General features: G+C 50.3%; 21 protein-coding genes and 1 tRNA gene. 4 read left to right on the forward strand and 18 right to left on the reverse strand.

Features of this window, described 5'->3' with window-relative positions:
• Nucleotides 1-144 precede the first annotated feature (144 nt).
• The 8 genes from clpX to OMQ46_RS02305 all read right to left on the reverse strand — a co-directional run bounded on the left by clpX (nt 145) and on the right by OMQ46_RS02305 (nt 7640).
• The gene (clpX, locus tag OMQ46_RS02270; RefSeq protein WP_266235488.1) at nt 145-1416 is read right to left on the reverse strand and encodes an ATP-dependent Clp protease ATP-binding subunit ClpX; all 1272 of its coding nucleotides are present in this window, start codon (nt 1414-1416) and stop codon (nt 145-147) included.
• 45 nt (nt 1417-1461) lie between these two features.
• Nucleotides 1462-2100: an ATP-dependent Clp endopeptidase proteolytic subunit ClpP gene (gene clpP / locus OMQ46_RS02275; RefSeq protein WP_266235490.1), complete on the reverse strand. Its 639-nt coding sequence runs from the start codon at nt 2098-2100 to the stop codon at nt 1462-1464.
• 88 nt (nt 2101-2188) lie between these two features.
• Nucleotides 2189-3490, reverse strand: a complete 1302-nt coding sequence (gene tig / locus OMQ46_RS02280; protein ID WP_266235492.1) for a trigger factor — start codon at nt 3488-3490, stop codon at nt 2189-2191.
• Between the two features lie 62 nt (nt 3491-3552).
• A tRNA-Leu gene (locus OMQ46_RS02285) sits at nt 3553-3637 on the reverse strand.
• A 71-nt stretch (nt 3638-3708) separates the two neighbouring features.
• A complete protein-coding gene (locus tag OMQ46_RS02290) occupies nt 3709-5157 on the reverse strand; it encodes an HDOD domain-containing protein (RefSeq protein WP_266235493.1) in 1449 nt (482 codons plus the stop codon).
• 2 nt (nt 5158-5159) lie between these two features.
• Nucleotides 5160-6074, reverse strand: a complete 915-nt coding sequence (locus OMQ46_RS02295; protein ID WP_266235495.1) for a 5'-nucleotidase — start codon at nt 6072-6074, stop codon at nt 5160-5162.
• A 16-nt stretch (nt 6075-6090) separates the two neighbouring features.
• Nucleotides 6091-6627 carry a nuclease-related domain-containing protein gene (locus OMQ46_RS02300; RefSeq protein ID WP_266235497.1) on the reverse strand — a complete coding sequence of 179 codons (537 nt, stop codon included), beginning with the start codon at nt 6625-6627 and terminating at the stop codon, nt 6091-6093.
• A 74-nt stretch (nt 6628-6701) separates the two neighbouring features.
• On the reverse strand, nt 6702-7640 hold the full coding sequence (locus OMQ46_RS02305; protein WP_266235499.1) for a cation diffusion facilitator family transporter: 939 nt from the start codon (nt 7638-7640) through the stop codon (nt 6702-6704).
• A gap of 83 nt (nt 7641-7723) precedes the next feature.
• Here OMQ46_RS02305 and OMQ46_RS02310 point away from each other — a divergent pair, with 83 nt between their 5' ends.
• Both OMQ46_RS02310 and OMQ46_RS02315 read left to right on the forward strand, forming a co-directional pair.
• Nucleotides 7724-9358 carry an alpha-D-glucose phosphate-specific phosphoglucomutase gene (locus OMQ46_RS02310; protein ID WP_266235501.1) on the forward strand — a complete coding sequence of 545 codons (1635 nt, stop codon included), beginning with the start codon at nt 7724-7726 and terminating at the stop codon, nt 9356-9358.
• 13 nt (nt 9359-9371) lie between these two features.
• Nucleotides 9372-9962: a Maf family protein gene (locus tag OMQ46_RS02315; protein ID WP_266235502.1), complete on the forward strand. Its 591-nt coding sequence runs from the start codon at nt 9372-9374 to the stop codon at nt 9960-9962.
• A gap of 2 nt (nt 9963-9964) precedes the next feature.
• Here OMQ46_RS02315 and OMQ46_RS02320 read toward each other — a convergent pair whose 3' ends face one another.
• Nucleotides 9965-10384, reverse strand: coding sequence for a hypothetical protein (locus tag OMQ46_RS02320; protein ID WP_266235504.1), 420 nt, complete (start codon nt 10382-10384; stop codon nt 9965-9967).
• Nucleotides 10385-10581: 197 nt separating this feature from the next.
• Here OMQ46_RS02320 and OMQ46_RS02325 point away from each other — a divergent pair, with 197 nt between their 5' ends.
• The gene (locus OMQ46_RS02325; protein ID WP_266235506.1) at nt 10582-11577 is read left to right on the forward strand and encodes an aminoglycoside phosphotransferase family protein; all 996 of its coding nucleotides are present in this window, start codon (nt 10582-10584) and stop codon (nt 11575-11577) included.
• The gene (murU, locus tag OMQ46_RS02330; RefSeq protein WP_266235507.1) at nt 11574-12251 is read left to right on the forward strand and encodes an N-acetylmuramate alpha-1-phosphate uridylyltransferase MurU; all 678 of its coding nucleotides are present in this window, start codon (nt 11574-11576) and stop codon (nt 12249-12251) included. Before OMQ46_RS02325 ends, murU begins: the two co-directional genes overlap by 4 nt.
• On the opposite strand, the gene argF is transcribed toward murU, so the two are convergent.
• From argF to ilvN, 9 genes are all read right to left on the reverse strand, one after another.
• On the reverse strand, nt 12237-13136 hold the full coding sequence (gene argF / locus OMQ46_RS02335; RefSeq protein WP_266235509.1) for an ornithine carbamoyltransferase: 900 nt from the start codon (nt 13134-13136) through the stop codon (nt 12237-12239). The genes murU and argF overlap by 15 nt on opposite strands.
• Before the next feature lie 2 nt (nt 13137-13138).
• Complete coding sequence (locus OMQ46_RS02340; RefSeq protein ID WP_266235511.1) at nt 13139-14338, reverse strand: aspartate aminotransferase family protein; 1200 nt, start codon at nt 14336-14338, stop codon at nt 13139-13141.
• Nucleotides 14339-14494: 156 nt separating this feature from the next.
• Nucleotides 14495-15076 carry a superoxide dismutase [Fe] gene (sodB, locus tag OMQ46_RS02345; RefSeq protein ID WP_266235513.1) on the reverse strand — a complete coding sequence of 194 codons (582 nt, stop codon included), beginning with the start codon at nt 15074-15076 and terminating at the stop codon, nt 14495-14497.
• A 155-nt stretch (nt 15077-15231) separates the two neighbouring features.
• Nucleotides 15232-15702, reverse strand: coding sequence for a ribosomal protein S18-alanine N-acetyltransferase (gene rimI, locus OMQ46_RS02350; protein ID WP_266235515.1), 471 nt, complete (start codon nt 15700-15702; stop codon nt 15232-15234).
• A 12-nt stretch (nt 15703-15714) separates the two neighbouring features.
• Nucleotides 15715-16212, reverse strand: a complete 498-nt coding sequence (locus tag OMQ46_RS02355) for a DNA polymerase III subunit psi (protein WP_266235516.1) — start codon at nt 16210-16212, stop codon at nt 15715-15717.
• Nucleotides 16212-17744, reverse strand: coding sequence for a 2-isopropylmalate synthase (locus tag OMQ46_RS02360; protein WP_266235518.1), 1533 nt, complete (start codon nt 17742-17744; stop codon nt 16212-16214). The genes OMQ46_RS02355 and OMQ46_RS02360 overlap by 1 nt, the downstream gene beginning before the upstream one ends.
• 191 nt (nt 17745-17935) lie before the next feature.
• Entirely contained in the window at nt 17936-18679 is a 744-nt protein-coding gene (gene pssA / locus OMQ46_RS02365) for a CDP-diacylglycerol--serine O-phosphatidyltransferase (protein ID WP_266235520.1), read from the reverse strand.
• 111 nt (nt 18680-18790) lie between these two features.
• On the reverse strand, nt 18791-19804 hold the full coding sequence (ilvC, locus tag OMQ46_RS02370) for a ketol-acid reductoisomerase (RefSeq protein ID WP_266235932.1): 1014 nt from the start codon (nt 19802-19804) through the stop codon (nt 18791-18793).
• A 50-nt stretch (nt 19805-19854) separates the two neighbouring features.
• A complete protein-coding gene (ilvN, locus tag OMQ46_RS02375; protein WP_266235521.1) occupies nt 19855-20349 on the reverse strand; it encodes an acetolactate synthase small subunit in 495 nt (164 codons plus the stop codon).

Consider the following 20349-nt stretch of genomic DNA (forward strand, 5'->3'; position numbering starts at 1 on the left):
ATAAGCACTTTAAATGACTGATGCGGGTGATGTGATGAAATGATAGAACATGCCCCACTCCGGCCTGACGAACAATTGAATGGAGGTCAGGCCAGATGGGTGTCAACAGCCCCTGAGGACGATGCCGCGAATGTTTACAGACGCTTATTTGTCACCAGACGCCATGTCCGCACTCTGATCTTCGTAGATCAGGATCGGTGAATTTTCGCCAGCGATCACGCTCTCATCGATAACCACTTTTGAGACATTTTCCAATGAAGGCAGGTCGAACATGGTATCGAGTAGCACATTTTCGATGATGGAACGTAAGCCACGTGCACCGGTTTTGCGTTCCATTGCCTTGCGTGCAATAGCATGGAGTGCATCATCACGGAACTCGAGTTCGGCACCTTCCATTTCGAACAGGCGACTGTACTGTTTGGTCAGGGCGTTCTTCGGTTCAGTCAGAATCTGAATCAAGGCATCCTCATCCAGTTCGTCCAGCGTCGCTACCACTGGCAGACGACCAACAAACTCTGGAATCAGACCGTATTGAATCAGGTCTTCCGGTTCGACAGAGCGAAGCGCTTCGCTGAGTGGGCGTTGATCATCTAGGCTTTTAACTTCAGCAGAGAAACCGATGCCGCCCTTATGAGTACGATTACGGATGACTTTATCCAGTCCAGCAAAGGCACCACCGCAAATAAACAGGATCTTGCTGGTATCAACCTGGAGAAATTCCTGCTGCGGATGTTTGCGGCCACCCTGGGGCGGGACAGACGCAATGGTACCTTCAATCAGTTTCAGCAGGGCCTGCTGCACACCTTCACCGCTGACATCACGGGTGATTGAGGGATTATCCGATTTGCGCGAGATCTTATCGATTTCGTCAATGTATACAATACCGGTCTCGGCTTTATCAACGTCGTAGTCGCACTTCTGCAACAGTTTCTGAATGATGTTTTCGACGTCTTCCCCGACATAACCTGCTTCAGTCAGTGTGGTGGCATCAGCCATGGTAAACGGCACATTCAGCTGGCGAGCCAGGGTTTCTGCGAGCAGCGTTTTACCGCTACCGGTGGGCCCAATCAGCAGAATATTACTTTTAGACAGTTCCACATCGTCTTCTTTGTGGCCACTGCGAAGTCGTTTGTAGTGGTTGTAGACTGCCACCGACAGGTAGCGCTTGGCTTTTTCCTGACCGATCACGTAATTGTCGAGTGCGGTATTAATCTCACGAGGCGTTGGCAGTTTGGTCTCGGCTTCATCCGCAGACATTTCCTGCATTTCTTCGCGAATAATGTCGTTGCACAGGTCGACGCACTCATCGCATACAAACACTGACGGACCCGCAATCAGTTTTTTAACTTCATGCTGACTTTTACCGCAAAAAGAGCAGTAGAGTAATTTGTCGTCGTTGTTCTTGTCGTCGCTCATAGCCTTACTACCTTACTCATCAAATCTATAATCATTATCGGCGGTTTATGCCGTTTCTGCAGGACGGTTAGTCAGTACAGAATCAATTAAACCATATTCAACCGCTCTATCGCCATTCATGAAGTTATCACGATCCGTATCGCGGCGGATTGTCTCAATATCTTGACCAGTGTGATGAGCCAAAATTCCATTCAGACGTTCACGGATACTGAGGATTTCCTTGGCATGTATATCGATATCCGAGGCCTGACCCTGGAAGCCGCCCAGCGGTTGATGCACCATGATTCTGGAATTAGGGAGGCAGTAACGTTTGCCCTGTGCACCGCCAGCCAGCAATACAGCGCCCATACTGGCCGCCTGGCCAATACAGAGTGTGCTGACGTTGGGCTTGATGAACTGCATGGTGTCGTAAATCGCCATGCCGGCTGTGACGGCGCCGCCCGGTGAGTTGATGTATAGATGAATATCTTTGTCCGGATTCTCAGATTCCAGGAACAGTAACTGGGCAACAACCAGATTGGCCATTTGATCTTCAACTGGCCCTACCAGGAAAATCACGCGCTCTTTCAGCAGGCGTGAATAGATGTCGTAAGAACGTTCACCCCGAGCTGTCTGCTCTACAACGATGGGGACCAGTGCGTTTTGAATACCTGGGAATTCTTCGTTAGAGAATTTGTTTGTCATAACCGTCCTATTTTCCGGATCCTAATAAAAAATCAGCCCGTGCCCATTCAAGATGAGCACGGGCTGCATTCATGTTAAGCGTCGTCAATTAGTTGGATACAGCGTTAACGACGTCTGAGAATGTTGATGTACTCTCTTCTACTTTAACATGGTCGAAAATCCATTCAACAACCATGTCTTCAACCACGGTCATCTGAATTTCTGACAATCTTTCCTGATTGTTCATGTAGTAGTTAACCACTTCTTCCGGGTCTTCGTAGCTGGCTGCAATGTTATCAATAGCCTGCTTGACACGTTCCTCGTCAGGCTTGATTTCATTGTCTGAGATGATCTTACCGATCAACAGGCTCAGCTTGACGCGATTTTGAGCATTGGGTTTGAAGTTTTCCAGGTCGAAAGGAATGCCTTCTACGTTAACGCCCTGATTACGAAGGTTATTTTTGGCCTGCTCCGCCAGATACTGGGCTTCACGCTCTACCGGTGCTTCTGGCAGCGCCAGTTCGTTTTTCTGCGCGATCATGTCCATAGCTCGGCGTTTGTTGAGAGTTTTGAGCGCCGAAGTCAGTTCGCGTTCCATGTTGGCACGAACTTCTTTCTTCAATGCGGCAATGCCCTCTTCCACACCACACATGGCGGCGAATTCTTTATCCAGCTTGGGCAGCTTTTTCTTGGCTACCTGTTTGACAGTAACATCAAACTTGGCAGTTTTGCCCTGCAGCTGTTCTGCACGGTAATCTTCCGGGAAAGTCAGAGTGACTTCGACTTCCTGATCCGCTTTTTTACCAATCAGTTGTTCTTCGAACTCCGGCAACATTCTGCCTTCACCCAGTTCAATCAGAACGTCTTTACCTTTACCGCCCTGGAATTCTTCACCGTCGATGGTACCAACGAAGTCGATAGTAACGCCGTCACCTTCCTTGGCTCCACGTTTCAGCGGATCCCAAGTCATGCGTTGTTCACGCAGGGTTTCGATCATTTTGTCGACGTCTTCGTCGGTGACTTCAGCAACGGTTTTTTCCAGTGTGATGTCATCCAGTTTGACATCGCTGACTTCCGGAAACACTTCGTAATTGAGGGTATAGATGAACTTCTCGCCTTCCTCGTCCATGCTGTCGATGTGCGGCGGGCCAGCCGGGTTGATGTTTTCCTGAGTAAAGGCTTCGCGCATGCTTTCCTGCACCAGTGAGTCGATGACATCGCGTCTGGCAGCAGGACCGTGAGTACGTGCCACCATATTCATGGGCACTTTACCAGGGCGGAAGCCAGCCATTTTGACATTAGGTCGGATTGACTTGAGACGCTCCTGTACTGCTTTTTCGATATTGGCATCTTCGACTGTCACCGTCATTCGGCGACCGAGTTCGCTCACATTTTCTACAGTAACTTGCATTATCTACCTCAAACATGGGGTGAAGGCATGAATGGTGTGACACCATCTGCCTCATTGTTATTTGGTACGAGAGGAGAGACTCGAACTCTCACAGGTTACCCTACTGGAACCTAAATCCAGCGCGTCTACCAATTCCGCCACTCTCGCAAAATCTGGTTATCAGGCGGTGTAGTCCGCCTGAAGAAGTCCGACATTATAGCTAGTCGGCCGGGATAAAACTACCCTTGCATGGCCAAAATGGTTAAGCCCATATTCGCCTGCTGACAGAATTGTTGAAATGCCAGAAAGTCCGTCTCCGTTAGTAAGCGGCCGCTGGCGTTTCTATCAGCAATGAAGAGGCCGATGACTTTATTTTTCACTATTGCCGGCATCACCATGTAGGGTGGCTTGCCAAGCAGCTTTAGCGTGTCTTTGGACAAGGTGCCCCCTAATTGCGCTGGATCCCCGGGCAGTAGACGCGGCTTCTGCGTCTCGATGATCTGATGAAAGACATTTTCAGGGCGTCTGACATCAATCAGCAGTTTCTCTCTCAACAACTCAGCATCATCGGCAAACAGATATTTACAACTGAGGTGGCTTCTCTCAGGATTGAGCATCATAAATATTGCTCTGTCCGTCCCCACACCGCGATAAATACCTTCAAGCACCATTTCCAGAATAATGCCAATCTTGGGCCGCTCCTGAATCGTCGCTGAAATCTCCTGCATCACGGTCATTTGATAATGAATGTCTGGCTCTGGGTAGCTGGCAGCGATTATCGAATCGTCCTGCATTTCAGCCTTCTCTGAATCCTCCTCAGTCACCGGCACAGGGATAGCTTCACTGGCTGTTTTGCTACCATACAACTCGGTGACTTCCCTGGCTTGACGGGCGTTCTCAAAGACATGTCTGCGTAACTCGGCAACTTCCACATCAAAATGATCTGCCAGTTCATGAATTTTCAGTTCGGCTTCAGTGCTATCCCAGCCTGCTCTGGCGGCATCAGCAAGACTAAGACCGGCATTAATACAGGCTGCTTTGTTAGCTTCCAGCCTTTTATAAAGATAATCACTGACCACATCACCAAGATGCCATTCATGACTCAATGCCTTAGTCAGCTCAACAAGCTCAAAACCGAGTACGACCTTCTCCGCCTCCGCTTCTTGGATTCCCTCCTCCAGCAGAGAAAGCAATTCATCTGCCTGCTTGCCGGCAAAGGCCCAGAAAGCCATATTTCCCAGCCGTGACAACAATGTTGCAACAAACAGATCCTCGGGATCACCGGCATGGCTAATTTTGGCAAACTCCTGCGCCTGGGCGGCAGCATGAAAAGCGCCGGCCATTTCGGTAATGAGTTTTTGTCGCTGATGTCCCCGGTTCAGGCTATCCACCAGTACCATCGAGAATGTCAGCGCGCGTACCTGTTCAAACCCCATAACCATCACAGCCCGGGAAACAGTATTAATAGTCTGGTTGGTGGGGTTGAAATGAAAACTATTGACGACTTTGAGGACCCGGCCAGTCAGTGAAGCATCACGCAACACGACATTAGCCACATCTGATGCCGATGTATCCTCACTGTTTAATACGGCACTGACTTCGGCCACGGTACCGGAAAACACCGGCATATCTTTTTCACTGAGCTGTTTAATCCAGTTTTGGACAGCCCGACTTCTCTGAACGACCAATCTCAGTCCTGCTCAACAATGGTTTTTTTATTGGCAATGCCATGAGGAACATGCCCGGTGGCAACATGCTCCTTGGCCGAATGGCAATGCTGTTCCTGATCATCAAAGAAAATATCCGCACCGAAAGCCTTCAGGAACGGTCCCTTGGCCTTACCACCCAGGAATATCGCTTCGTCGATACGAATATCCCAGGCTCGCAGGGTTCTGATCACACGCTCATGCGCCGGTGCTGAACGTGCAGTGACCAGAGCAGTACGGATAGGGGCATCATTCTCCGGATATTCTGTCTGAATACGGTTCAGCGCCATCAGGAAATCTTTGAAGGGGCCACCCGGTAAAGGCTCTCTGGCTGTTTGCGTTTCATTTTCAGTAAAGGCTTCCAATCCTTTTTCTTTGTAAATCTTTTCAGAGTCATCAGAAAACACCACCGCATCGCCATCGAATGCAATACGCAGTTCTTCCGATTCGGGGTTATTGCCCACATTGGAAGGCAGAATCGTGGCGGCAGCGATACCGGCCTCCAGCGCCATAGCTACATCTTCCGGACTGGTAGAGAGAAACAGGTTGGCACCAAACGGTGCCACATAGCGGTAAGGACTGCTGCCTGAAGTAAACACAGCACGGATAATCGATAACTCGTGATGCTGGATCGAGTTGAATACCCGAAGGCCGGTGTCAGCGCTGTTACGAGACAAGAGAATGATTTCCACCTTGGGCGTCTTGGGATTATTATCATTTAATGCCAGCAATTTACGAGCAAGATTGAAGGCGCCACCCGGTGCCAAAGGCACATCCTCATTTTCAATCTGATGCCGACAATAGGCTTCAGTACCCTGCTCTTCGAATATGCGATGGCTTTCGTCGAGATCAAACAAAGCTCGGGATGAAATTGCCACAACTAGCGGTTTAGTTTCCATCAGGATCACGTTTCTCTCAATCTACCTGACCGTTTTTTCGGCCAATACGTAAAATTCTTTCCCATACATTGACACTGCCTCCTGACATCTTGGGCGCTTCCAGAATCGCTTGCAAGTCCTGCTCCAGGCTTTGCACTGTCGAAACATTGTCTGGTTTACCTTTGGGAAAGTCACAGTGTCCAGTAAATATCACGCGATAGAAAATAGGAATTTTCGGTGCCAATGGTTGAAGTGCATACTTCGCATTCTGAATGTGGTGCAGCGGGTTGGCAAACTTGAAACTGCGCCCGTCTATGATTTGAGTCCACTGATCAATTTGTTCAGCACCGAAAAGGTGCCCATTCATCGGATAGGTTTCTATAATCAGCAGACCTCTGTCGGTCAGAATCAGTCGATCCAGCTCCATCAAACCACCAATTCCATCAGGGATCACGATAGACCGGACTTCATCCAGCTTATATCTGCGCAGGATTTTGTCGAGATGGCGCGCTTTACGGGTTTGATTCAGACGGCGACGGACAAGAGAAGCGAACAAAGCTAATAACGCTAGCACTGCAATGCACAGCAGTAGCATGGTTGAGTCTGACTTAAAGATAACTGTGTCCCCTTCGATTTTACGAGGCGGAATTATACGAGATTGCTTTCACTTTGTGCGTTATTTCCTGCTTGCAGACCGGGGGGCATGTGTGTCACTGGATCTTCGTGAATGATGACCTCTGCATCATCAAACAATTCCGCTACTTTTTTCTCCAGTTCATCCGCTATGGAATGCGCCTGTCTCAGTGAGAGATTTTCATTGAGTTCCAGATGAAGCTGGACAAACACTGTATTGCCAGACTGACGGGTTCTCAGATCATGAAAACCAATCGCATCAGGATGCTGGGTAATCAGTGCGCCTATTTTCTGTCTGTCCTCATCCGGCAACTCATGATCCATTAGCAGGTTCACCGCCTCGCGAACGATCTGCCAGGCGCTGTACAAAATAAACAAAGCGATGCCGATGGCAAACAGGGGATCGACAAAATCCCAACCATAATAGGTCAGCAGCAATGCCACAATGACGCTGGCGTTGACCAGCAGGTCCGTTTTGTAATGCAGAGCATCCGCTTTTATCGCTGTTGAGTCCGTGCGTCTAATCACATAACGTTGAAAACTAATTAAAGCCAGTGTCGCCACAATAGACAAGAGCATGACACCAAGTCCGAGTTGCAGCCCTTTTTCGAGCGGTTGCGGATTGATCAGCCGACTGATGCCCTGCAGCAGCAGAATACCGGCTGAGCCGGCAATGAACATCGATTGTCCAAGCCCCGCCAGGGCTTCAGCCTTACCATGCCCGAAACGATGCTCGCGGTCAGCCGGTTGCAGCGCGTGATGGACAGCGATGAGATTCACAATGGAAGCCAGTACATCCAGGCTGGAATCGACCAGTGTGGCGAGAATACTGACCGAATCACTGATAAACCAGGCGACCAGTTTGGCCAGGATCAGCGTCACCGCGGTCGCCACAGAAGCGTAGGTAGCAAGGCGCAACAAACGCGCTCTATCAATCTGTTGAGGCTTATTCATGGAGTCAGTATAGTTAATCGAAAAGTTAGGCTGAGTCTAACAACAAACCCGCAATGATGCTCGAATTCAACCAGGAATGATTTATGGCCTTTACGACGGTGAGAACCGCCCCTTTCGATGACCAGAAACCCGGCACATCCGGTCTACGTAAAAAAGTTAAAACCTTTCAGCAAGCCCACTACCTGGAGAACTTCGTCCAATCGACTTTTGATTCACTGACAGACTGTCAGGGGCAGACGCTGGTCGTTGGCGGGGATGGCCGTTATTACAACCAGACCGCCATCCAAATTATTCTGAAAATGGCGGCAGCCAATGGTTTCAGTCATGTCTGGGTGGGGCAGAACGGCATCCTCTCTACCCCGGCCGCTTCCTGTGTTATTCGCAAATATCAGGCATTCGGCGGCATCATTCTCTCCGCAAGCCATAACCCGGCCGGTGTGAATGGTGATTTCGGTATCAAGTTTAACACCGCTAACGGCGGTCCGGCGCCGGAGTCCATCACCGGGGCGATTTTCAATCACAGCCGCCATATCAGCGAATATCGAATCAGTGATTGCGCTGACATCAACTTGACTGAGATTGGCACCCAGACACTGGATGGCATGACGGTTGAAGTGATCGATTCGGTCTCGGATTACGCCGAACTGATGGCCAGCCTGTTTGATTTTGATGCCATCCATGACTTACTGACCGGCGGCAACTTTAAAATGCGCTTTGACGCCATGCATGCCGTCACCGGGCCATACGCGACGGAAATACTGGAAAATCGCCTGGGCGCACCGAAAGGTACGGTGATCAACGGTATACCACTGCCTGATTTCGGCGAAGGCCACCCGGATCCCAATCTGACTTATGCTGAAGAACTGGTTACCGAGATGTTTTCGGATAATGCACCTGATTTCGGCGCTGCCTCCGACGGTGACGGCGACAGGAATATGATTCTGGGTGACAACATCTTTGTCACGCCGTCTGACAGTCTCGCCATTCTGGCCGCCAACGCGTCTCTCGTACCCGCCTATAAAGCTGGACTCAAGGGCGTAGCCCGCTCAATGCCAACCAGTCAGGCAGTAGACAGAGTCGCTGAGAAGCTTGGCATTGAATCACACGAAACGCCCACCGGCTGGAAATTTTTCGGTAATCTGCTGGATGCTGATCGTGCCACCCTCTGCGGGGAAGAAAGCTTCGGCACCGGTTCCAACCATATCAGGGAAAAAGACGGCCTTTGGGCAGTGCTGTTCTGGCTCAATATTCTGGCAGCCCGTGCCATCCCCGTCGCTGAAGTTGTCAATCGCCATTGGCAGGAATTTGGTCGCAATTACTACACCCGTCATGATTACGAATCGATCCCCAGCGAGCAGGCCGAAGCTTTGATGCTGCATCTGGAACAACAGTTGGCAGATTTGCCCGGCAGACAGATTGATGGCCGAACGGTCGAATATGCTGATAACTTCAGCTATCGTGACCCGGTTGATAATAGTGTTGCTGACAAACAAGGCATTCGAGTCGGGTTTGAAGGCGGCGATCGCATTATTTATCGCTTATCCGGCACGGGGACTGAAGGGGCTACCTTAAGAGTCTATATCGAGTCTTATCAGGCTGATCAGAGTAAACAACGGCTGGACACTCAGCAGGCTCTGGCCGATTTGATTGAACTCGCGGAATCATTAGCCATGATTCGTGATCTGACCGGACGCACCGCGCCCACTGTAATTACCTGAAGGCTATTAAAGCATGCAACAACTTATCCTGGGTTCAAGCTCGCCGTTCCGGGCTGAGCTTCTGAACAAACTTGGTCTGACTTTTATTCAGGTTTCACCTGATATTGATGAAACGCCGCAATCGGATGAATCACCAGCAACACTGGTACAGAGGCTGGCAGAAAGCAAAGCCCGTGAGATTGCACGTACACATCCGGAAGCACTGATCATCGGGTCTGATCAGGTCGCAGTGATTGATGATGATATTCTGGGAAAACCCGGCAACCATCAGAATGCGATGGCTCAGCTGAAAAGCGCTTCCGGGCGAAAAGTCACATTCCTGACCGGCCTTGCGTTACTGAATGCAAAGAATGGCCATATTCAGTCATCAGTAGAACCTTTCAGCGTTCACTTCAGAACTTTGACAGACAACCAGATTGACTTCTATCTGAAAAAAGAACAACCCTATCAGTGTGCCGGCAGTTTCAAGTCTGAAGGCTTTGGCATCAGCCTGTTTTCAAAACTGGATGGGGAGGATCCCAACACACTGATAGGATTACCGTTGATACGTCTGATTCAGATGCTGCAGCACGAGGACATTGATGTACTGCAACTGAATCACTAGCGTTATTCGGCCGATTCTGCCTCTGCGTCCTGTTTTATTTTCTCAGCATTACTGGCTGCTTGGGCTTGAGCTGCCAGGTTATTCATGGTTTTGGTCATTAACTGACGGGCAGCTCGGGTCCGCATGGTTTTTGCCATACCCTCAACCAGCGCAGGTTCAACCTGATTGTCGGTCAAATGTGCTTTGAGGGCATCGAGGTGGGTTTCACAGTTCTGCATGATCTGATCGGCGGCAGCCTGACCGCTTTCGATTTCAGGCAATGATTGCAGTCGGGTCTGCATCATGCAGCTATTGTACTGAGTCAGGATGCTGTACATTTTGTCAGATGCCTGCTCAGATAGGTCACCGGGAGTGACGTAATCCTGAGCCAGGGCCATACTGGAAGCTGTCAGCAAGGCGGCGGAAAATAAGAATTTGTTCATTGCTACTCCGATATTACTTATGGTTTAGTACGCTATTACCTCGCATCATTGACAGGCAATGCGGGAAATAATTCCCTGATGATACATGAACAATTCTGATTCAGCAGCCGGGTCAGTTACAGCGCTTGAGACAGTCCTCAACGTAGAAACAATAATTTATTAAAATCAGCGTGATATAGAACAATTCCAACGAAAACATGAAGATTGATTTAGACTCTGATCCGCGTCTTCGGCAGGTCAATGAATGGCTGACGGCGATACTACCCGACCGCGACTTCGAGCTGAAAGTGGCTTCCAGCGACGCCAGTTTCCGCCGCTACTTCCGCGTCTATCAGCATGGCCAGAGTCGGATCGTGATGGATGCCCCCCCTGAACATGAAGATATCGAGGCTTTTGTGCGCGTCGCCGAATTCCTGGCTGGCTCAGGCACACATGTACCTCATATCTATGCGAGAAATGTTGAACTGGGATTTCTGCTGCTCAGTGATCTGGGCACGACCTCTTATTTGTCAGCACTCAATCAGGATTCCGCCGATCGACTCTACCAGGCAGCGATTGATGAAATCATCAAAATGCAATTGGCGCCGGTTTCTGAGATCGAGCTGCCCGCTTATGACGATGAAAAATTACTGAGCGAAATGCGCCTGTTTCCTGACTGGTTTCTGGAGCGACATTTATCCCTCGCTGTTCCATCGGATCTGGATTCGATATTTGAGCTTCTGCTAGACAACGCCAATAGCCAACCACAATTTTTTGTCCATCGCGACTACCATAGTCGAAATCTGATGCTGGGACCGGATAATGAAGTCGGTGTTATCGACTTTCAGGACGCGGTGATTGGACCTGCTACTTACGATCTGGTGTCCTTGCTACGCGATTGTTACGTCGAGTGGCCACAAACCAAGATCGAGCAATGGCTCGATTATTATTATCAGCAGGCGCAGAATCAACAATTGATGACCGGAATTGACAGGTCAGCTTTTGTCCGCTGGTTTGATCTGATGGGACTACAACGTCATCTCAAGGTCCTGGGCATTTTCTGCCGCCTTAATTACCGTGATGGTAAATCCGGTTATATGAAGGATTTGCCACTGACACTGAAATACGTGTTGCAGGTAACCGCGCGTTATCCGGCACTCGCTTCACTGCATCAGTTTTTAACCCAATCCCCAAAAATCATGGCCATCTTATGAAAGCAATGATCCTCGCGGCCGGTCGCGGTGAAAGGCTGCGTCCGCTGACTGATACCACCCCGAAACCGCTGATTAAAGCAGGTCCCAGGCGGCTGATTGAGTATCTGATTGAAGGACTGGTCAAAGCCGGGTTCGATGATCTGATTATTAACTACGCCCATCTTGGCGAACAATTTCCGACAACACTGGGTGACGGTCAGGATTATGGTGCCAGAATCCGTTACTCACCGGAACTCGAAGGCGGACTGGAGACAGCGGGCGGAATTATTAATGCCCTGCCCTTGCTGGGTGACGAACCATTTCTGGTGGTGAATGGCGATATCTGGACTGATTTTGATTTTGGGCAACTGGCAGGTTTTCAGCTGGATGCTGACAAACTCTGTCATCTGGTACTGGTTGATAATCCACCGCATAATCCGGAGGGTGATTTTGCTCTGGATAAGACAGGTAACGTACAGGTCAACAATGCTGATAAGGCCACATTCAGTGGCATAGGCATTTATCGTCCAGAGATGTTTGCCGGTCTGAAGAACGAAAAACGTCCACTCAAACCCTTATTTGATCAAGCCATTACCCGACAGCAAGTTTCAGGTCAGCACTATCATGGCCAGTGGTCAGATATCGGCACGGTTGAGCGCCTGCAACAGCTTGAGGCTGACTTACTCGCCGATTAGGAATTCCAGCAGGGCCTTCTGTGCATGCAGTCGGTTTTCGGCCTCGTCCCAAACCACACTCTGCGGTCCATCGATCACTTCAGCGCTGACTTCTTCACCGCGATGAGCCGGCAGACAATGCATAAATAAGGCGTCTGTATTCGCCAGCGCCATGATAGTCTCGTTAACCTGAAAGCCGGCAAAAGCCTGTTCACGTTTGCGCTGCTCTTCTTCCTGTCCCATGCTCGCCCAGACATCGGTGACAACCAGATCAACACCCTCTGCTGCCGCTTTGGGATCATTGAACAACTGCACATCGGCTTTGCTGGCTTCAACAATGGCCGAATCCGGTTCGTAACCTTCAGGTGTCGCAATATTCAGCGTAAAGCCGAACTGTTCAGCTGCATTGATGTAGGAGTGGCACATATTATTGCCATCACCGATCCAGACAACTTTCTTACCCTTGATATCACCCCGGTGCTCCTGGTAAGTCTGCATATCTGCCAGTAACTGACAAGGGTGATACTCATCAGTCAGGGCATTAATCACCGGCACTGAGGAGTATTTGGCAAAAGTTTCAATTTTACTATGGGCAAAAGTGCGAATCATCACCGCATCCACCATACTGGAAATGACTCTGGCTGAGTCTTCCAGCGGCTCTCCGCGCCCCAGTTGCGTGTCGTCCGGTGACAGAAAAATCGAGCCACCACCAAACTGAATCATCGCCGACTCGAAAGAAACCCGGGTACGAGTTGAGGATTTCTCAAAAATCATCGCCAGCACTTTGCCTTTCAGTGGCTGGTAAATGTCCCCGTGTTTGTGCAGTTTCTTTAGTTCTCCAGCACGTTGAATCAGCAGTTTCAGTTCCGCCGGAGTCAGGTCTTTCAGAGTCAGGAAATGTTTCATTTTCAGGCTACGCTCTCAACAGCGTGGGATGACAAAAAGTCGAGTACCAGTCTGCAGACTTTATCCACGATAAGCTCGGCTTCTTCTGCATTGATGATCATCGGTGGTAACAGACGTATGACGGACTCAGCCGTGACGTTGATTAACAGGCCTTCAGCGAGCGCCTGTTTGACCAGAGGCGCACAGGGCATACTCAGTTCAATACCGAACATAAAACCCAGTCCACGAACATCCTTGACCCCCTCCTGGCCGGCCAGTCTGTCCTTAAACGCGTTCAGCATCTGCTGACTGAGCGTGGCAACATGATTGAGCAGTTGTTCCTGCTCAATCGTGTCCAGCACGGCGAGGGCGGCACTGCAAACCAGCGGGTTGCCACCAAAGGTGGAGCCATGGTTACCAGCTTGTAAGACACCGACGGCAGGACCAGCGACCAGACAGGCACCAATCGGCACACCGTTGCCCAGTCCCTTAGCCAGCGTCATCACGTCGGGTAGCAGTTCATCATTGTGCTGAAAAGCAAACCACTGACCGGTACGGCCAACCCCGGTCTGCACTTCATCCAGCATCATCAGCAATTTACGCTGTGTGCAAATAGCACGGACACCAGCCAGAAAATCGGGTTCCGGCACTTTGACACCGCCCTCACCCTGAACGGGTTCAACCAGTACTGCCACCGCTTCCGGCCAATGACCAATTGCCATACGCAGCGCATCCAGGTCGTTGTAGGGTACGCGGACAAAACCAGGCAATAACGGGTCAAATCCAACTTGGACCTTGGCATTGCCGGTTGCTGTCAGGGTGGCCATGGTACGGCCATGGAAGCTGCCATCCATCACGATAATGACCGGCTTTTCAATGCCCTTGCTATGGCCGTACTTACGGGCAATTTTGATTGCCGCTTCATTAGCTTCAGCACCGGAATTGGAAAAGAATACCTGCTCCATGCCGGACAGTTCGGTGAGTTTATCAGCCAACTGCGTCTGTAAGGGGATGTGGTACATATTGGAGGTGTGCACCAGGGTTTCAACCTGATGTTGAACAGCCCGGGTCACAGCAGGATGACAATGGCCAAGATTGCAGACAGCAATACCACTCAGTGCATCGAGATACTGCTTGTCATTGATGTCTGTTAACCAGGCGCCTTTTCCACTGGCGAAAGCCACATCGAGTCGCCCATAAGTCGGCATAACCGAATTTGTCATGGCTGAAAACTCCTTGCCCTGACGGCATGAAAACCGGGTCTTTTTCAGACCTTTGAAACGAAAAATGGCAGTTTCTGACGAAACTGCCATCAATCAAAAAAGCGGTATTTTATAAGTTAACGGGAGAGAAGTAAACTGACGCCCCTCCCGCTATTCTCAGGCCGCGTAGTTGGCTTCAACAAAGTCCCAGTTAACCAGGCCCCAGAAGGCTTCCAGGTACTTAGGGCGCGCGTTGCGATAGTCGATGTAATAAGCATGTTCCCAGACGTCAACTGTCAGCAGTGGTGTCTGTCCTTCAGTCAGTGGGCAACCGGCATTGCTGGTATTAACGATGGCGATGCTACCGTCTTTGTTTTTCACCAGCCAGGTCCAGCCTGAACCGAAGTTGGTGGCTGCAGATTTGCTGAAGTCTTCTTTAAATTTGTCGAAAGAACCAAAGGTTTTATCAATGTCAGCGGCCAGATCACCCGATGGTGCGCCTTTGGCATCAGGTGTCATGCAGTTCCAGTAGAAGGTGTGGTTCCAGACCTGAGCTGCATTGTTAAAGATACCGCCACTGGCTGAAGTAATGATGTCTTCCAGAGACTTGCCTTCAAATTCAGTACCAGGTACCAGGTTGTTCAGGTTATTCACATAGGTTTGGTGATGCTTACCATAGTGATATTCGAGCGTTTCAGCTGAAATCGTTGGTTCCAGAGCGTTTTGTGCATAAGGAAGTGGTGGCAATTCAAAAGCCATATTTTTATCTCCTAAATGTGAAAAAAATAACCGAGTAATTAAGTCAATTAGTCTAAAAGAGCCCCTGCGCTATAGCAAGTGCTCATAAGTAGTACTGCCGTCTATTCATTGACGGTTTTTGATGACTGGCCTTAATAATGACAGCAGTGCTGCCGCTAAATTCCGCCGAAAATCGACTGCGACGAGAGATCCAGCCCCATCAAAATGGCATCCTCCCTGCCCTGCTCAGCCGGGTAATAGCCCCTGCGTATCGACATTTCGTTGAATCCCAGCTGGTGATAAAGCTGCTGTGCGCGGAAATTGGATTGTCTGACCTCCAGTACCACCAGATTGGCGGAGCGTGTCAGGGCATGGTCAATCACATGCTCAAGAATACGACGACCATAACCTTGCCTTTGCATCTCGGGTCTGACGCAGATATTGAGCAGATGCGCTTCATCAATCACCAGTTGCACAATGGCATAACCGATAACGACATCAAAAGCGTCACAGTAAACCCAGCAAAAATGGCCCGCATCAAGACTGTCCGCGAAATTCTTTCTGCTCCAGGGAAAGCGATTCGCCGCTTTCTCAATAGCATGCACCTCAAACAGATCGTCTTCAAGCATGACACGCGGAAGCATCATTTCAGGACCTTTTCAGAACACAGGGCTCAGATGTTTCAGTGCCTGCCAGGCTGCCGCTTTAAGGGATGGCTGCTGCAGCATCTCCTCCAGGCTGAAACAGGCTAAAAACTGCGCCTGATACTGGCTGACAGTCTCAGGATTGTCAGGGGACAAATCAGGCATCAGTTCAGCAGTTATGTCACTCCCCAACAGCAGCACCGACTTATTGGCCATGCTGGCGGTATTAATCTGTTCGAACTCCCTGCTGGTTAAACTCAGTACCTGATCTTGAGTGAGTCTTGCAGCCTTTAGCATCGCATTAAATAAACGCTTCGCGGCCTCTGACATGGCCTGTGCTTGTGTTACCACAATCAGCTTGACTGGGGCAGCAACATTGATATCTGACTGCTCAATCTCGACAGGCGTTTCTGCTGCTCCCTGCTGCGGGTTCTCAGGCTCCGAGCGCCGAAGCGCCCAAAGCTGAATACCCATATCAGCCAGAATCCGTTGTTGTGAGTTCGAGAGCTGCATCAGACCTGTGGATGGGCTCTTTCTACATGCGCCAGAATTTTATTCAGGGCGTTAAGGTAGGCCTTGGCCGAGGCAATCACGATATCGGTATCAGCCCCTTGACCACTGACAATGCGACCGCCTTTTTCCAGACGTACATTAACTTCACCCTGGGCATCAGTGCCGGTGGTGATATTGCTGACTGAATACAACTGCAGTTCTGTATGACTCTGCACAATCGCTTCGATGGCTTTGTAAGCCGCGTCTACCTGGCCACTGCCACTCATCTGGGTATGGACTTCATCACCATCCACCGACAGCGTGACATTGGCTACCGGCGTTTCCCCGGTTTCACTGCAGACCTTTAATGACACCAGGGTTATACGCTCATCTGTAGCCGCTACCACATCACTGACCAACGCCTGAAGATCCTCATCAAAGATCTCATGCTTTTTATCAGCGAGTTCCTTGAACCGGGTAAAGGCCGCATTAAGCTCTGCCTCCGACTCCAGTTCGATGCCCAGTTCCTGCAGACGGCTGCGGAAAGCATTTCGACCGGAATGTTTGCCCAGAACCATGCGGTTGGTGTTCCAACCGACATCTTCGGCACGCATGATTTCGTAGGTTTCACGGTTTTTGAGCACGCCATCCTGATGAATACCGGACTCGTGGGCAAAGGCATTGGCGCCGACAATGGCTTTATTGGGCTGGACCACAAAACCGGTTACCCCGGAAACCAGGCGTGAAGCGGCCAGAATGTGCTGGGTATCGATATGGGTATCACAGGGAAACATATCCTGACGGGTGCGGACTGCCATCACCACTTCTTCCAGTGCCGCATTACCGGCACGCTCACCCAGGCCGTTAATGGTGCATTCAACCTGACGGGCACCGCTCATCACTGCTGACAGCGAGTTGGCAACAGCCAGGCCCAGGTCATTATGACAATGCACTGAGAACACAGCTTTATCGGCATTGGGAATGCGTTCACGCAGCGTGGCAATCAAGGAACCAAACTGATGCGGCAAGTTATAGCCCACCGTATCCGGAATATTGAGTGTGGTCGCACCCGCATCAATAACCGCTTCCAGAATCCGGCACAGGAAATCGATATCACTACGGCCAGCATCTTCCGGTGAAAACTCGACATCGTCAGTGTACTGACGGGCGTGTTTCACTGCTTTGACTGCATTTTCCACCACTTGATCGGGCTCCATTCGCAGCTTCATTTTCATGTGAATCGGCGAGGTGGCGATAAAAGTATGTATGCGAGAGGCGTTGGCCGGTTTGAGTGCTTCACCGGCACGGTCAATATCGGCTTCCAGCGCCCGGGACAAACTACAGATACGGCTGTCTTTAACGGCTTTCGCCACCGCCTGTACCGCTTCAAAGTCACCCTGACTGGCAATGGCAAAACCAGCCTCAATCACATCCACGCGCATGCGTTCCAGCGCTTTAGCGATCCGGACTTTTTCATCCTTGGTCATCGACGCGCCGGGGCTCTGCTCACCGTCACGCAATGTGGTATCAAAAATAATTAACTGGTCTGTCATTTTCCTGCTCCGTATGCAGACGTTGCGCCGTCATTAAGTCCGGCCGGCCGGACAACATTCAAGTCTGTTCTGGTATTCGCAGGACTGAAATCTGGTTTTTGGGCCATCGTCGGCATCACGCTGATTGGTTTTTGCACCTAAAGTGCATCGCTATGCGTTAAATATTAGGGCTAAAAGCCTCGTCTGCCAAGTTATTTGCCGGTGTTACGTTCACTACGATGTTGACGCAGTTTAAACAGGGTAAATACCGGACCGGAAACAGCATAGACCAGAAAAGCTGAAAACAGGATCAGCGGTGGGTCATTGGCGATCAGGGCAAAAATAAGTACCAGGGCCAGCATCTTGATAAAAGGCACCCGATTTTTCAAATCCAGTTCCTTGAAGCTGTAGTAGCGCATGGAACTGACCATCAAAATCGCCGCGAAAAACGTAATGGGCACCGCCACATTGCTGACCAGCGCTGGATCCAACCCCCGGTCGGTACCCAGCCAGACCCAGCCAGCTACACAGGCTGCAGCAGCAGGACTCGGCAGACCCTGGAAATAACGTTTATCAGCAGTGCCGATCTGGGTGTTAAAGCGAGCAAGACGCAAGGCGCCACAGGCAGCATAGATAAAGGCAATCATCCAGCCGAATTTGCCCATATCAAGCAAAGCCCAGAGGAACACGACCAGCGCTGGTGCCAGGCCGAAGGCGACCATATCAGACAGACTGTCATATTCAGCACCGAAGGCGCTTTGTGTATTAGTCATTCTGGCGATACGGCCGTCCAGTCCATCCATGATCATCGCCACAAATATGGCGATAGCAGCAGCATCAAAATCCTGCCGGATTGCCGCGATAATGGCATAGAAACCGGCAAATAAACCTGCTGTTGTGAACAAATTCGGCAACAGGTAAATACCGCGTCGCTGCTGTTTGTCACTACTGACCATGAATACACTCCCTGATATCGAATAAAAGCATTATGACATCTGCGCTATACAAACAAAACGGGGACGGTCGTTTGCACAACCGTCCCCGTTCTTGACACGTGAAAAAGTCTTTTAGTTTTTAGACTTATCGACGATCTTTTGGATCCAGGGCATCATCGCACGCAGTTTTTCACCGGTTTGTTCAATCGGGTGTTCTGCATTCAGGCGGCGCATCGCGGTCATTTCAGGGTAACCGGACTGACCTTCCTGAATGAATTGTTTGGCGTATTTACCTTCCTGAATATTCTTCAGTGCTTCGCGCATCGCCCAACGACTCTCTTCGTTGATAACGCGTGGGCCGGTAACATACTCGCCATACTCGGCATTGTTGGAGATCGAGTAGTTCATGTTGGCGATACCACCTTCGTACATCAGGTCCACGATCAGTTTCAGTTCGTGCAGACATTCGAAGTAAGCCATTTCCGGCGCGTAACCGGCTTCTACCAGGGTTTCAAAACCGGCTTTAACCAGTTCAACGGCGCCACCACACAGAACAGCCTGTTCACCGAACAGGTCGGTTTCAGTTTCGTCACGGAAAGTGGTCTCGATGATACCGGTACGACCGCCACCGACGCCTGAAGCATAAGACAGAGCGATGTCTTTTGCTTTACCGGAAGCATCCTGTTCGATAGCAATCAGGTCAGGGATACCGCCGCCTTTGACAAATTCACTGCGGACAGTGTGACCCGGTGCTTTCGGTGCAATCATGATGACATCCAGATCACTACGCGGTGCGATTTGGTTGTAGACGATGGCAAAACCGTGAGCAAAGGCCAGAACCGCACCCTGTTTCAGGTTAGGTTCGATTTCCTGTTTGTAGAGTTGAGACTGGAATTCATCCGGTGTCAGTACCATGACCAGGTCAGCGCCTTTAACGGCTTCAGCCACGTTGTCAGAGACTTTCAGGCCAGCACCTTCGGCTTTGGCGATAGAAGATGAACCGGGACGCAGCGCGACAGTGACATCAACGCCAGAGTCTTTCAGGTTGCAGGCGTGGGCATGGCCCTGGGAACCGTAACCGATAATAGTGACTTTCATGCCCTGGATGATGGACAGGTCACAATCTTTATCGTAATAGATGTTCAAACTCATGATTGAATTCCTTAGATTTTTTTCTTAAAGCGAAAGGGTGTTAATTACAGGTGCAGACTTTTCTCACCACGGGCAATACCAGTGACACCGCTACGCACGGTTTCAATGATTTTGTGCTCAGCCAGGGCATCAATAAATGAGTCCAGCTTGGCACAGGCACCGGTCAGCTCGATAGTGTATGTCGAGGTTGTAACGTCAATGATGTGACCACGGAAAATATCCGCCAGGCGTTTCACATCTTCACGCTGAGCCATGGAAGATGCCTTGACTTTGATCAGCATCATTTCACGCTCAATGTGTGGTCCTTCAGTCAGATCCAGCAGTTTCACCACATCAACCAGCTTGTTCAGCTGCTTGGTGATTTGCTCGATAATGCGTTCGGTACCCGATGTCACGATGGTCATACGAGACAGCGTCGGGTCTTCGGTAGGCGCGACAGTCAAGGATTCGATGTTGTAACCCCGTGCAGAGAACAAACCGGCCACACGCGACAATGCCCCTGCTTCGTTTTCGATCAGGATGGAAATGATGTGACGCAT

This window comes from Methylophaga sp. OBS1, from assembly GCF_026319365.1.